The following is a 12,967-nucleotide window of genomic DNA, read 5'->3' on the forward strand; positions in this document are numbered from 1 at the left end:
GTCAGTCATCCGCTTTGTCGCTGGTCCGGTTCTTGCGTTGTGCCCGAGGATGGGCCTGATCGTAAGCCTGGGCCAGATGCTGGAAATCCAGACGGGTATAAATCTGGGTCGTGGAAATATTGGTGTGGCCCAATAGTTCCTGCACCGCCCGTAAATCTTGTGCCGATTGCAGCAAATGGCTGGCAAAGCTGTGGCGCAGGCTGTGCGGGTGTACATGCACAGGCAGGCCACTGGCTCGGGCGTAGTTTTCCAGCTCTTGCTGCACAACACGCGGGTGAATACGGGCTCCACGGGCTCCCAGAAACAGTGCTGCACTGGCATCGGCGCTGGTCGTCAATGAGGCCAGGGCCGGGCGTTTTTGCAGCCACTGTTGCAAGGCATGCAAGGCTTTCTCGCCTACCGGCAGGCGGCGTGTCTTGCCGCCTTTGCCGCTCACCACCAGTTCACGATCATCCAGCAGTAACCAGCTTTTAGACTGGTATTGCGGATCCTGGTGATAGTGTGTGTCCAGGCTGACCAGCTCAGCCAAACGCAGCCCGCTGGAATAAAACAATTCAAACATGGCCTGATTGCGCCAACTGACCGGATCGTCCTGAATCGGGGCCGTAGAGCGGTCCAGTAGCTGCTGGGTCTGGTCCACAGACAAGGCCTTGGGCAACGGGCGGCCTATCCGGGGTGCTTTCAGACTGGCAGCCGGGTTCAAGGGCCAGCCTAGTTCTTTGGTGCGCGATTGATAGTAGCCACGCCAGGCCGCCAGAATGCGGGCCAGGCTGCGTGGGGCCAGGCCTTGGGCATGCAAACGGGCGGCGGCTTGTCGCAACTGACTTTGATTGAGTGTGTCGGGGTCGGTGCCTGGGTACTGCGCCAGCAAATGGCGCAGGTCATTGCAGTACGCACTCAGTGTGTGTTCCGAATAGCGTTTTTCGTGGCTTAGTTGATGCAGCCAGCTTTGCATGGCCGGGCTGAGGGCCGGGGAGGCGGCTGGCTGCTTTTTGGGCTTTTTCCCGGCGGGGGGGCGGTCTGGTTTCTTCAGGCCGGACATTCGCTTTGATTAACGCTGCTGGGTTTGTGTAAGCGCTGCAGGGCGGCGCTGCACAATTCACCAACGCCTTCCAGGAAATCCGTACCCATATCGGCAGTAAAACGCGTGGCTTCGGGCGAGCCCAAAACCAGCAGACCAAACAAGATGTTTGACTCGGGGGATTTCAAAGGCACGATGGCTACCGATTGCGCGTCTTGTTGCAAATCGGCCAGAAATTCCTGTTCGCGTCGGGCCCCGCAATAGGGGGTGATCAAGGTGTGAGCCCAACTGGCCAGTGCGTCATCGGCCAGGACTTCGTCCGGGTTCCAGCAGTGCAGGCGCACCACGGGCATTTCAAAAATGCGCTCCAGGCTGCTGCAAATCAGGGCGGGAAGGGCGTCGGGATCGGACTCGGCCAGCATCTGGCAGTTCCATTGATGCAGTTGGCGTGAAATCTTTTCATTGCCACGGGCATTGGCGACCAGCGTAGCCAGTTGACGCTCGGTTTTTTTGCCGCGCTCGCGCAGCAACATGATTTGGCGCTCGCCCAGGGAAATAGCGCGGCTTTGGTGTGGATGAGGCACCATCAGTTTGGCAAAAACGTCGGCGTGTGCGTCGAAAAAATCAGGGTTGGCTTTCAAAAACTGGGCCACTTCCACGGCGCTAAGGCTGTTGGGGGTATCCATGTCTAGAAGATTTCCTTTCTGGCTAAGGATGCACACAGTGCATCGATATCGACTTGTCCGGTAAAGACAGTTTGGGCCGGGCCGCTCATGCGTAGCGCCTGCCCGTCCCACTCAATGCGCAAACTGCCTCCACGAGTATCAACGACAACCGGGCTTTGGAGCAATCCCCGCCGTATACCCGCTACCACAGCCGCACACGCGCCTGTACCGCAGGCCAAGGTTTCACCGGCCCCGCGCTCGTAGACGCGCAGCTTGATGTGGTGGGGATCAATCACCTGCATGAAACCCGCGTTCACTTTGTGGGCAAAACGAGGGTGGGATTCGATGAAGGGGCCTACCGTAGCAACCGGCGCCTGCTTTACATCGTCCACGACCTGCACGGCATGCGGGTTGGAAATCGAGACCAGCGACAAGGCCACGGGGGCCGCTTGACCGGGCACAGGCAAGAGCCACAAGGTGTCGTCGCCTTGGTCGCGCGTTTCCAGCCCGGTATGGTCAAAACCCACATCGGCTGGCGCAAAGCGGGTGGTGCCCATCATGACGTCCACGCCGCGTTGTGGGTCGTTATACAGGCTGATGATGCCGGTACGGATCTGCGCCCGTAAAGGGTTGGCCGACGACAGACCTTGTTCGTGTACAAAGCGGACAAAACAACGAGCACCGTTACCGCAATGTTCAACCTCGCTGCCGTCTGCATTGAAGATGCGATAGCGGAAGTCGGCCTCTGTGTCGGTGGCGGCCTCGACCAGCAAGATCTGGTCGGCACCAATTCCGAAGTGGCGATCTGCCAGGGCGCGGGCCCGTTCCGGTGTCAGTTTAATAGGCTGCGTCACACCGTCGAGCATGACAAAGTCATTGCCCGCTCCGTGCATTTTGCTGAAACGCCAAAGGGAGGAAACGGGTTGGGGGGCGGTGGGACTGTGCATGATGGGTCTAGTAGATGCCAGGTTGACCTTCAGGGCGGGTTTTGAAGCGTCGATGTACCCAATAATACTGCGGCGGATCTTCGCGCACATATTTTTCGATCAGGGCATTCATGCGCTCGGTGGCCTCTTCCAGAGTGCCTTCGCCGGGAAAGTCAGTCATGGGTTCGAGCACCTGAATATGGTAGTGGCCCGTCTGGGCATCCAAGCGGGAAATCACGGGAATGACCAGCGCATCCTGATTGCGGGCAATCTGGGCAGTGGACAGCAGGGTGGCGGCCGGGACATTGAAAAAGGGCACAAAGGCCGAGCCCTTGGCGCCGAAGTCCATATCAGGGAGGTAATAAATTGGCTGGCCCTTTTGCAGCGCGCGCATCAGGCCACGGATCCCGTCTTTGCGGGAAATCAGCGGGACCGAGGAAAAGCGGCTGCGGCCTTCATACATCAGGCGATCTACATGAGGATCGCGCTGCGGTGTGTAAAAAGCGACCAAAGGCGAGATGGACATGGACAGCCGTGTGCCAGCGGCATCCATACCCAGGAAATGAGGCACCAGTAGCATGACCTTGCGGCCCTGTTCCAGCGCCTGGGTAATGTGTTCTTCGCCCGTCAGGTGCAGCGTGTTCAGAATGGTGCTGGGCAGACCAAACCAGAGCAGGCCCCGATCCAGATAGGATTGAGCCAGCAGGCGAAAGTGCTGCTTTTCCCATTCACGCCGGGTGCTTTCGGGTGTGTCGGGAAAGCACAAATCCAGGTTGGTACGAACAATGTGACGGCGGCGGGAGGCAAAGCGATGCACCAGTGCGCCCAACACGGCACCCCAACGCTGGCGCGAGCGCACCGAGGCACGGCCAAAGTAGGTAAAAACGGATTTGAGCAGTGGATAAGAATTAAAACTCATGGTGTGGCATCGCCAGGCAAAGGGGGCGCGTCATGCGGAATCTTGTAGCGGTTATAGGCCCAGAGATACTGGGTTGGAAAGCGCCGAATCATGATTTCCATGGATGCGTTAATCAGGGTGGCAAGCTCTGTGGGGTCCTCGGGCAAAGGCTCGGGCAGGCGCAGGGTGTGAATGTGAAAACCACGACCTTTGGGCAAACGCTCGGCGGCTGTCACGATGATGGGCACATTGGACTGACGGGCCAGTTTGCCGGCCAACGTCATGGTCAACGCGGGGCGGCCAAAAAAAGGTGCCCATACACCATCGCCACCACTAGGAACTTGATCGGGCAGCATGCCAACTGACTCGCCTCGGCGAAAAGCACGGACCAGTTCGCGCACGCCTTTGATATTGGCCGGTACGGCATGCAGGCCTGGTAGCTCACGGGACTCGACCATCAAGGGTTCCAGAAACGCTTGGCGAGGCGGGCGGAACATGACAGTCATCGGATCCACGCCGGAAAAATAGCGCGCAATCATTTCAAAACAGCCCAGGTGCGGGGTCAGATAAAGTATGCCGCGACCTTCGGCCAGCGTTTCCTGGACCAGGGGCAGGTTGTCGATCGTGCAGCGATCCAGACAGGCTTGTGGATACAGCCAGACGCGCGGGGTTTCCATAATCATGGCGCCAGTCTCTGCGGCAGCTTGCCGAAAGAAAGCGGGCGAATCGTAGCCCGCTTGGCGACAGTGGCTTTGCAGACGACGGCGATAGCGTCCGGGAAAGGCGTAAATCAGTCGGCCTACGGCTCTACCCAGGCCATGCAGGACGGGTAAGGGCAGGCGAGCCATCAAGCGCAAAAGAGCCACTAGCATGGGCCAGGCAATCCTTTAGTGTGAAGTTTTGCTGAAACAAATATGTATTTTCGCTTAAAATAGATTGTATCGCTGAGTTAAACGACAACTTGCGGAGCGATCAGGCAGCGAGCTGCCCACTATAAACCGCTAAAGCGTCGCGCCCCGTCTATCGTATCCACATCGCTGGCTTCGAGGTGCAACGCAGTTTGTTCAACCTCGTGCTGATTATCAGCCCTTATTCAAGGAAGCTACGCTGTGAGCAACAACGACTTTCTCTTTACTTCCGAATCTGTCTCTGAAGGCCATCCCGACAAGGTTGCCGACCAGATTTCCGACGCCATCCTGGACGCTATTTTCGAGCAGGACCCTCAGGCGCGTGTTGCTGCCGAGACCTTGTGCAATACCGGGCTGGTGGTGCTGGCTGGCGAGATCACCACGCACGCCAATGTGGATTACATCCAGGTGGCCCGTGACACCATCAAGCGCATTGGCTATGACAATGGCGATTACGGCATCGACTACAAGTCTTGCGCTGTGCTGGTGGCCTACGACAAGCAATCACCCGATATCGCCCAAGGTGTGGACCGCAGCCCTGAAGAGCTGCTGAACCAAGGCGCTGGCGACCAGGGTCTGATGTTTGGCTACGCCTGCGACGAAACGCCTGATCTGATGCCGGCTCCTATCTGGTACGCCCACCGTCTGGTGCAGCGTCAGAGCGAACTGCGTAAAGATGGTCGTCTGCCCTGGTTGCGTCCTGACGCCAAATCTCAAGTCACCTTCCGCTACGTGGATGGCCGTCCTACCGAAGTGGATACCGTGGTTCTGTCCACGCAGCATGCTCCTGAAATGTCCCAGAAAGACATTCACGAAGCCGTGATCGAACACATCATTCGTCCATGCTTCCCATCGGACCTGCTGACCGAAAAGACCCGCTTCCTGGTGAACCCCACTGGCAAGTTCGTGATTGGTGGCCCTCAAGGCGATTGTGGTCTGACTGGCCGCAAGATCATTGTGGACACCTACGGTGGCGCATGCCCTCACGGCGGTGGTGCGTTCTCCGGAAAGGATCCCTCCAAAGTGGATCGCTCCGCAGCCTACGCCGCTCGTTATGTCGCCAAGAACATTGTGGCAGCCGGTCTGGCCCGTCAGTGTCAGGTGCAGTTGAGCTACGCCATTGGTGTGGCTGAGCCAATCAATATCACCATCTACACCGAAGGCACCGGCGTGATTTCGGATACCGAGATCGCCAAGCTGGTGCGCCAACATTTCGATCTGCGCCCACGCGGCATCATCGAAATGCTGGATCTGCAGCGTCCCATCTACACCAAGACTGCTGCCTACGGTCACTTTGGCCGCAGCGAGCCCGAGTTCAGCTGGGAAGCCACGGACAAGGCCCAGGCTTTGCGTCAGGCTATCTAAGCAGTGTGCAAAGGCCGCTTGCGGGCGGCGCTTTGCAGCAGTGATACAGCGTTGTCGGGGCCGGAAAACCGGGCTGCCCGCAACGCTGAAAGAGGCAGGCCCCGGCCCGTCTCGCAAGAAGAAATTATGATTTTTACCCCGGGAGCCGTCTTCCCAAGACGATCCAAACGGGTACAATCACCCACATTAATTTGCCATCCTCGAGGGGCGTTGCGACAAGACACTCGTCTTGCCAGGCTCGGGGCATGGATAGGTGGTATCCACCTTGGAGAACGACGCTCACCACGACCTGCATGGCGGGCTGCTGGTGAGAATTCATTTGCTCTCCGTGCAGTCTGCGTGCCGTATAACGGAGCCCGACTGTGACTTTTACCGATTACAAAATTGCCGATATTTCCTTGGCTGAATGGGGCCGCCGCGAGCTGACCATTGCCGAGACCGAAATGCCTGGCCTGATGGCCACTCGCGAGGAATTTGCTGCCTCCCAGCCCTTGAAGGGCGCGCGCATTGCCGGCAGTTTGCACATGACGATTCAAACCGGGGTTCTGATTGAAACCCTGACGGCCCTGGGCGCTGAAGTGCGCTGGGCATCGTGCAACATCTTCTCCACTCAAGACCACGCTGCTGCGGCTATTGCTGCCTCTGGCGTGCCTGTGTTCGCCGTCAAGGGCGAAACCCTGGAAGAGTACTGGCAGTACGCTCACGACATTTTTGACTGGCCCGGTGAGCAGGCCAACATGATTCTGGACGACGGTGGCGACGCAACCTTGTTGCTGCACCTGGGTGCCCGTGCTGAAAAAGATCTGTCCGTTCTGGACAAACCCGGCAGCGAAGAAGAGCGCGTCATGTTCGCCTCCATCCGTGCCCGTTTGCAAAATGACAAAACCTGGTACTCCACCCGTCTGGCCCAAATCAAGGGCGTGACCGAAGAGACCACCACCGGCGTGCACCGTCTGTACCAGATGGCCAATAAAGGTGAGCTGGCTTTCCCTGCCATCAACGTCAACGATTCGGTGACCAAGTCCAAGTTCGATAACCTGTATGGCTGCCGCGAGTCCCTGGTCGATGGTATCAAGCGCGCGACCGACGTGATGGTCGCTGGCAAGATCGCCGTGGTGTGCGGTTTTGGCGACGTGGGTAAAGGTTGTGCCCAGGCACTGGCTGCCTTGCGTGCCCAGGTTTGGGTGACTGAAATTGACCCTATCTGCGCCCTGCAAGCCTCGATGGAAGGCTACCGCGTGGTGACCATGGAAGAAGCCGCTGACAAAGCCGATATCTTCGTGACCGCTACCGGCAACTACCACGTGATTGACCGCTCGCACATGGAGCGTATGAAAGACCAGGCGATCGTGTGCAACATCGGTCACTTCGATAACGAAATCGACGTGGCCTCCATTGAGGATCTGGAGTGGGAAGAGATCAAACCTCAGGTTGATCACGTTATTTTCCCTGACGGCAAGCGCATCATCTTGCTGGCTCAAGGTCGTCTGGTGAACCTGGGCTGCGCCACTGGCCACCCTTCGTTTGTGATGTCGGCTTCGTTCACGAACCAGACCATTGCACAAATTGAACTGTTCACTCGTGGTGATCACTATGAAACGGGTAAAGTATATGTACTGCCCAAGCACCTGGACGAAAAAGTCGCTCGTTTGCACTTGAAGAAATTGGGTGTGAATTTGTCGACCTTGTCCCAGGCGCAGGCGGATTACATCAACGTGCCTGTGCAAGGACCATTCAAGGCCGAGCACTACCGCTACTAAAACGCACTGGCGTCTTCGGACGCCACTTCTTGGAGCCCTATTATGACTTTGCTACTCGTCTGGATCCTGAATGCTGTTGCCTTGCTGGTTGTTGCCTACATTCTGCCCGGCATTGTCGTGGCGTCGTTTGGCTCGGCCCTGATAGCTGCGCTGGTACTGGGCTTGCTCAATACCCTGGTCAAACCCTTGTTGATTGTGCTGACCTTGCCCATCACCATTGTGACTTTGGGTTTGTTCCTGTTGGTGCTCAATGCTTTAGTGTTCTGGTTTGCCGGCTCTATCCTCAAAGGTTTCCAGGTTGAGGGATTCTGGTGGGCCGTGATTGGGGCTATCGTCTACAGTCTGGTCTCCGGGCTGCTGTCGGGACTATTAATTAAATGAGTAACAAGCAAACCTTGAGCCTGGAGTTTTTCCCGCCGCGAGACATCGCGGCGCAGGAAAAACTGGTGCGCACCGCCAAGACCTTAATGGGCTTGAACCCCGCCTATGTCAGCATGACGTTTGGAGCCGGTGGCTCCACGCGGGCTGGCACAGTCGATGCGGTGGCATTGCTGCAAAAACTGGGTTTTGATGTGGCGCCGCACCTGTCATGCATTGGTACGGCACCCGCACAGCTTAGCGAGATGCTGGACAATTACCGCGACCAGGGCATACGACGTATCGTGGCCCTGCGTGGTGATTTGCCCTCGGGGATGGGGGGGGATGCAGGCGAGCTGCGCTACGCCAGCGATCTGGTGGCCTTCATTCGTGAAAACTACGGCGAGCACTTCCATATCGAAGTGGCCGCTTACCCTGAAATGCACCCCCAGGCCACAGGTTTTGGGGATGATCTGGCTCACTTTGTGAACAAGGTCAATGCGGGGGCGCACGGGGCGATCACGCAGTATTTCTTTAACCCGGACTCCTACTTCAGCTTTGTTGAACGGGCCCAGGCCCAAGGCGTTACGATTCCGATCACTCCGGGCATCATGCCCATTACCAATTCGTCCCAGTTGCTGCGTTTCTCGACCATGTGCGGTGCAGAAGTACCGCGCTGGATTCGTTTGCGTCTGGCTGACTTTGGTGATGATCGCGCGTCGATTCGTGCTTTTGGGATCGATGTGGTGGCACGCTTGTGCCAGGACCTGCTCGATGGCGGGGCGCCGGGTATTCACATGTACACCCTGAATGGGGCAGACGCGAGCATGGCTATCTTGCCAAATCTGACCTGGCGTTAGTCACCGCTGGTGTTCAGCAAAAACCCGCCAAGGTATTGGCGGGTTTTTTACTGGGACGTGATAGAACTGATCGTTTATTCGAAGGCCAGCGCATGCCGATTGTCCGGTATCTGCGGGCCAGAGCCGCTCAGAAGGAACAGCATGGTGCCCCAACGCTGGGCTGCCAGGAAAGAAGATTTACAGTTCCGGCGCGGGCACTGCCCAGCCTTTATCGGTCAGAATACTGTCCAGGCGTTGGTCGTGCGGGGCGGGCTGGTAGGACTGGCCCGACAAGTCGCCCACGGCCCAGGCAATCCCAATGCTGGTAAACGTGTGGTTCTGCTCTTTCAGCGCCGCCAAAGTCCGGTCGTAGTATCCTTTGCCGTAGCCCAGGCGATCGCCCTGGCGGGTATAGCCCAGGGTGGGGACCAGGACAATGTCCGGTTGCAGGGTCTTGTTGGAAATCGGGATTTCGATGCCGTAGCGTCCCTTCTCCATGTTGGTCTCGGGTGTCCATTCGACAAAGCTCAATGGGGCATCGGCCTCTTTAACTACAGGCAGACAGACATTGATGCCTTCTTCTTCCACCCATTGAAGCAGCAAGGGGCGCAGGTCCGGTTCTTCGGCCATAGGCCAGAAAGCGGCAATGGTGGTCGGTTCGGTACGGCCTTGTTCACGCAGGCGGCTGCGATTGGTGGCCAGCCAGGTGAACAGACGGCCCCGGATCAGCAAAGCGCCCCGGTTGGTGTCGATGGCAGGCTGTCCTGCACGCAGGTCTTTTAGTCGCGTGCGCAGCGCGGCTGCGTTATGCTCTACGTTCTGAATCATGGGTGATTTTCTAAAGGCCGTCACTATGGGTATCAACCAGCTAAAGTACCAGAAAACACCAGCTTGGGGCATGGTGCCCGCGCTGCCTCGTCCGTCCTTGAGCGCCTTGATGGTGTTTGCACTGGGTTTGGTCGGCTGTGCGGGGTCTCAATCTCCTCAAGCCCAGACTCATTCCCCGGATCCCGTCGTCGCCAAGCAAGCCCTTGTCTTGCAGCCAGCCAAAGAGGCCGTACGTCGCTGGGACCGCGTCCCGCCTGTGCCGCCAACTGCTCGTCAGGCTTTGATTGACGCTCGTGATGCCATGCAGGCCAAGCGCTGGTCGACGCTGGATGCCTTGGCTCCGATTGCGGCCAATGACCCTGTCCTGGGCTCTTATGCCCAATACTGGCGCTTGCGACGGATTTTGCAAGATACGACCACCCCCGTGCCCGATGAGCAAGTTCGTTTGTTCCTGAGCAGCAATCAAGACGAATACCTGGAAAACCGTTTGAAGTCCGACTGGATTGTGGCGGCTGCACGTAGCGGCAACTATGCGCTGGTGCGTGAGCTGGCTCCGGTTTACGCCCCCTCTTCGGCCGTGAAATGTGCAGTGGCTTCGGCGCAGAATGCGGCAGGGCAAGCTGTGGATGTGCAGGACTTGTTGGCGTCTTTCTCACCCAGCCAGGCTTGCTGGTCGGCACTGGATCAGTTGTATGACCGTAAAGTGGTCAGCAAGAATCAAGTCCGCGACCTGATGCGTGATGCCTTGGAAAGTAACCGTACAGCCCAGGCGCGTCGTCTGGCTGCGATTATCTTCACAGCGTCGCAAATGAAGGATTACACCGCTTTGATGGCCTCGCCGCAGAAGTGGCTGGATCGCAACGCAAACAACAGCTCGGTCAATCCGGAGCTGGTGTCCTTGGCCTTGTCCCGTCTGGGCCGTGGTCAGCGTGATGTCGCAGCGGCGTATATTGACCGTACCTGGGCTGGCAAAATCCCTCAGGAAAACTTGAACTGGGTCTGGGGCCAGTTCGGTCTGATCAGTGCCCTGCGGGTAGAAGATGACGCGGCTAAATGGTATCGACGTTCTGGCCGTACCCCCATGACGGATTACAACAATGCTTGGCAAGTGCGCGCCGAATTGCGCCAGGCCACCATTGACTGGAAGCATGTCTCTGCCGCTATCGACAAGATGAACGATGCGCAAAAGGCTGAACCAGTCTGGGTGTATTGGTCGGGGCGTGCGCATCAGGCATTGGGTCACACAGATCAGGCTCGTGCCAAGTTCCAGTCCATTGTGGGCGATTTGAACTTTTATGGTCAGTTGGCAACAGAAGAATTGGGTCTGACCCCGTCCTTGCCTCCTCAGCCACAGCCTTTGACGCCTTTGGATATGCAGGATGCGCGTACCAATGCGGGCTTGCTGCGCGCGGTGGAACTGTTCAAGCTGGGCTGGCGTCCAGAGGCCGTACCGGAGTGGAACTTTGCCTTGCGCGGCATGAACGACCGGCAGTTGCGGGCCGCCGCCGAGTTCGCCCGTGAGCAGCATATTTACGACCGGGTGGTGAATACCTCCTTGTTGACCAAGAACGAGATTGATTTCAGCCAGCGCTTTATCGCTCCTTTTGAAGGTCGTGTGACCGAGCAGGCCCAGTCCATCAATCTGGATCCGGCTTGGGTCTATGGCCTGATCCGCCAGGAGTCGCGCTTTATTACCGATGCGCGTTCGGGTGTCGGAGCGTCGGGCTTGATGCAACTGATGCCTGCAACGGCCAAATGGGTCGCCAAAAAGATTGATATGCACGATTTCTCGCCGTCTCGTGTGAACGAATTCGAGGTCAATACGGTGCTGGGTACCAACTACCTGAACATCGTGCTGGGACAGTTGGATGGCTCCCAGGTGCTGGCGTCGGCAGGTTATAACGCCGGTCCAGGTCGCCCCCGGCAGTGGCGCTCGCGTTTGAATGGATCGGTTGAAGGGGCCATTTTTGCCGAAACCATCCCTTTTACCGAAACACGCTTGTATGTAAAGAATGTGCTCTCTAACGCGACTTACTACTCCATGATGTTCAGTGGTCGGCCGCAGTCCCTGAAAGGGCGTTTGGGTACGATTTCGCCTTGATGAATTCGTCCATGCTTGATGACAGACAGCAAACAGCCTTGGCGGCCCTGATGGGGCCGCCAGATCCTGTTTTGGAAGGTTTGCAGGTCTATGTGGTGGGTGGCGCGGTGCGCGATGCCTTGCTGGGTTTGCCTGCGGGCGACAAGGACTGGGTTGTTGTGGGAGCCAGGCCCGAAGCATTGGCTGCCCGAGGTTTTGTGCCTGTGGGCGGTGACTTCCCGGTCTTTCTGAATCCTCATAGCAAAGAAGAGTTTGCGCTGGCCCGCACCGAGCGCAAGTCTGGCCGTGGCTACAAGGGCTTTACCTTTTACACCGGTACAGACGTGAGCTTGGCGGATGATTTACGCCGCCGTGATCTGACCATTAATGCGATGGCCGTGGATGCGGCGGGGAATTTGCACGACCCCTTGAATGGTCTGGCGGATTTGCAGGCTCGGCTGTTCCGTCATGTGGGCGTGGCGTTTAGCGAAGACCCGGTGCGCTTGCTGCGGCTGGCGCGGTTTGCGGCCCGCTTTACCGAGTTCACTGTGGCCAACGAGACCTGGGCCCTGGCGCGTGAACTGGTCGAGCAGGGTGAAGTGGACGAACTGGTGCCCGAGCGCATCTATCTGGAAGTAAGCAAAGGCTTGTCTGCCAAGCAGCCCGCTCGCATGTTCGACGTGCTACGGGAAGTGGGCGCGCTGGAGCGTGTCATGCCTAGCTTGAATTACAACGATCAGGTAGGTCAGCAAGTACAGATCGCCAAAGACAGACGCTTGGATCTGGCAAGCTGCTTTGCTGTTCTGTGCCATCTCTCGGAAGCACCTGCGCAGGTGGCGGAGCAGATTCGCGCTCCTTCGGAATGGCGGGATCAGGCTCGCTTATTGCCTGTGCTGTTGGCCAGCCCTGCTTTGCTGGAGCCTCGTGCCGACGTGGAGTCTGCCTTGCAAGTCATGGAGTCGCTGGATGCCTTGCGCAAGCCTGAGCGTTTCATGCAGTTGATCAGTGCGGCGGCCTGTCTGAGGGCGGTTCCAGAGCGTGAGTGGGATCAATTGCGGGCAGTCATGGCCAGTGTAGATGCCGGTGCCGTTGCCGCGCAGTTCAAGGCTGAACCCGGCAGAATTCGGGAAGCGGTGCGTGCGGCTAGATTGGCTGCCCTGGAGCAGTCGGTTTAGTTTTGTGTGCTACCGATAGCTCAAAAGTAGATAAGCGGCCTATTGGCCGCTTATCTTTTGCTCCTTCGTTTGAGGCCGTGTGCGGGTTCCCGCTTTAGGTTATGAAGTGGATAGGCCATTCAGCTTGCTGTCTTGCCTTCCAGGC

The 12,967-nt window shown here is 57.8% G+C and carries 12 protein-coding genes and 1 riboswitch; of the genes, 6 read left to right on the top strand and 6 right to left on the bottom strand.

Annotated features, from left to right (window positions below; genetic code table 11):
- Window position 1 precedes the first annotated feature (1 nt).
- The 5 genes from OKX01_RS01910 to OKX01_RS01930 are packed head-to-tail and all read right to left on the bottom strand — an operon-like array spanning window position 2 to window position 4,382.
- Window positions 2-1,042: a tyrosine recombinase XerC gene (locus tag OKX01_RS01910; RefSeq protein WP_413544459.1), complete on the bottom strand. Its 1,041-nt coding sequence runs from the start codon at window positions 1,040-1,042 to the stop codon at window positions 2-4.
- Entirely contained in the window at window positions 1,030-1,707 is a 678-nt protein-coding gene (locus OKX01_RS01915; protein ID WP_094195470.1) for a DUF484 family protein, read from the bottom strand. The genes OKX01_RS01910 and OKX01_RS01915 overlap by 13 nt, the downstream gene beginning before the upstream one ends.
- A gap of 2 nt (window positions 1,708-1,709) precedes the next feature.
- Window positions 1,710-2,633 carry a diaminopimelate epimerase gene (dapF, locus tag OKX01_RS01920; protein ID WP_264672360.1) on the bottom strand — a complete coding sequence of 308 codons (924 nt, stop codon included), beginning with the start codon at window positions 2,631-2,633 and terminating at the stop codon, window positions 1,710-1,712.
- Between the two features lie 7 nt (window positions 2,634-2,640).
- On the bottom strand, window positions 2,641-3,531 hold the full coding sequence (locus OKX01_RS01925) for a lysophospholipid acyltransferase family protein (protein WP_094195472.1): 891 nt from the start codon (window positions 3,529-3,531) through the stop codon (window positions 2,641-2,643).
- Complete coding sequence (locus OKX01_RS01930; protein ID WP_264672361.1) at window positions 3,528-4,382, bottom strand: lysophospholipid acyltransferase family protein; 855 nt, start codon at window positions 4,380-4,382, stop codon at window positions 3,528-3,530. Before OKX01_RS01930 ends, OKX01_RS01925 begins: the two co-directional genes overlap by 4 nt.
- A gap of 237 nt (window positions 4,383-4,619) precedes the next feature.
- Here OKX01_RS01930 and metK point away from each other — a divergent pair, with 237 nt between their 5' ends.
- The 4 genes from metK to metF all read left to right on the top strand — a co-directional run bounded on the left by metK (window position 4,620) and on the right by metF (window position 8,760).
- On the top strand, window positions 4,620-5,783 hold the full coding sequence (gene metK / locus OKX01_RS01935; RefSeq protein ID WP_108728209.1) for a methionine adenosyltransferase: 1,164 nt from the start codon (window positions 4,620-4,622) through the stop codon (window positions 5,781-5,783).
- A gap of 196 nt (window positions 5,784-5,979) precedes the next feature.
- Window positions 5,980-6,071: riboswitch (S-adenosyl-L-homocysteine riboswitch) on the top strand.
- A gap of 74 nt (window positions 6,072-6,145) precedes the next feature.
- A complete protein-coding gene (ahcY, locus tag OKX01_RS01940) occupies window positions 6,146-7,543 on the top strand; it encodes an adenosylhomocysteinase (protein WP_094195475.1) in 1,398 nt (465 codons plus the stop codon).
- Between the two features lie 42 nt (window positions 7,544-7,585).
- Window positions 7,586-7,924: a phage holin family protein gene (locus OKX01_RS01945; RefSeq protein WP_094195476.1), complete on the top strand. Its 339-nt coding sequence runs from the start codon at window positions 7,586-7,588 to the stop codon at window positions 7,922-7,924.
- The gene (gene metF, locus OKX01_RS01950) at window positions 7,921-8,760 is read left to right on the top strand and encodes a methylenetetrahydrofolate reductase [NAD(P)H] (protein WP_108728208.1); all 840 of its coding nucleotides are present in this window, start codon (window positions 7,921-7,923) and stop codon (window positions 8,758-8,760) included. The genes OKX01_RS01945 and metF overlap by 4 nt, the downstream gene beginning before the upstream one ends.
- 177 nt (window positions 8,761-8,937) lie before the next feature.
- On the opposite strand, the gene OKX01_RS01955 is transcribed toward metF, so the two are convergent.
- On the bottom strand, window positions 8,938-9,567 hold the full coding sequence (locus OKX01_RS01955) for a 5-formyltetrahydrofolate cyclo-ligase (protein ID WP_094195478.1): 630 nt from the start codon (window positions 9,565-9,567) through the stop codon (window positions 8,938-8,940).
- Between OKX01_RS01955 and OKX01_RS01960 the strand changes: the two genes are divergently transcribed.
- Both OKX01_RS01960 and OKX01_RS01965 read left to right on the top strand, forming a co-directional pair.
- Complete coding sequence (locus OKX01_RS01960) at window positions 9,566-11,668, top strand: transglycosylase SLT domain-containing protein (RefSeq protein ID WP_230018922.1); 2,103 nt, start codon at window positions 9,566-9,568, stop codon at window positions 11,666-11,668. The genes OKX01_RS01955 and OKX01_RS01960 overlap by 2 nt on opposite strands.
- 11 nt (window positions 11,669-11,679) lie before the next feature.
- Entirely contained in the window at window positions 11,680-12,822 is a 1,143-nt protein-coding gene (locus tag OKX01_RS01965; protein WP_230018924.1) for a tRNA CCA-pyrophosphorylase, read from the top strand.
- Window positions 12,823-12,967: the final 145 nt, after the last annotated feature.

Origin of the sequence: Alcaligenes sp. SMD-FA (assembly GCF_025960365.1) — a bacterium.
GTDB lineage: Bacteria > Pseudomonadota > Gammaproteobacteria > Burkholderiales > Burkholderiaceae_B > Alcaligenes > Alcaligenes aquatilis.

What these genes read in the sequence shown, in the direction of transcription:
- OKX01_RS01910 (WP_413544459.1), bottom strand. Translation starts at nt 1,042, where the DNA reads ATGTCCGGCCTGAAGAAACCAGACCGCCCCCCCGCCGGGAAAAAGCCC.
- OKX01_RS01915 (WP_094195470.1), bottom strand. Translation starts at nt 1,707, where the DNA reads ATGGATACCCCCAACAGCCTTAGCGCCGTGGAAGTGGCCCAGTTTTTG.
- dapF (WP_264672360.1), bottom strand. Translation starts at nt 2,633, where the DNA reads ATGCACAGTCCCACCGCCCCCCAACCCGTTTCCTCCCTTTGGCGTTTC.
- OKX01_RS01925 (WP_094195472.1), bottom strand. Translation starts at nt 3,531, where the DNA reads ATGAGTTTTAATTCTTATCCACTGCTCAAATCCGTTTTTACCTACTTT.
- OKX01_RS01930 (WP_264672361.1), bottom strand. Translation starts at nt 4,382, where the DNA reads ATGCTAGTGGCTCTTTTGCGCTTGATGGCTCGCCTGCCCTTACCCGTC.
- OKX01_RS01945 (WP_094195476.1), top strand. Translation starts at nt 7,586, where the DNA reads ATGACTTTGCTACTCGTCTGGATCCTGAATGCTGTTGCCTTGCTGGTT.
- metF (WP_108728208.1), top strand. Translation starts at nt 7,921, where the DNA reads ATGAGTAACAAGCAAACCTTGAGCCTGGAGTTTTTCCCGCCGCGAGAC.
- OKX01_RS01960 (WP_230018922.1), top strand. Translation starts at nt 9,566, where the DNA reads ATGGGTGATTTTCTAAAGGCCGTCACTATGGGTATCAACCAGCTAAAG.
- OKX01_RS01955 (WP_094195478.1), bottom strand. Translation starts at nt 9,567, where the DNA reads ATGATTCAGAACGTAGAGCATAACGCAGCCGCGCTGCGCACGCGACTA.
- OKX01_RS01965 (WP_230018924.1), top strand. Translation starts at nt 11,680, where the DNA reads ATGCTTGATGACAGACAGCAAACAGCCTTGGCGGCCCTGATGGGGCCG.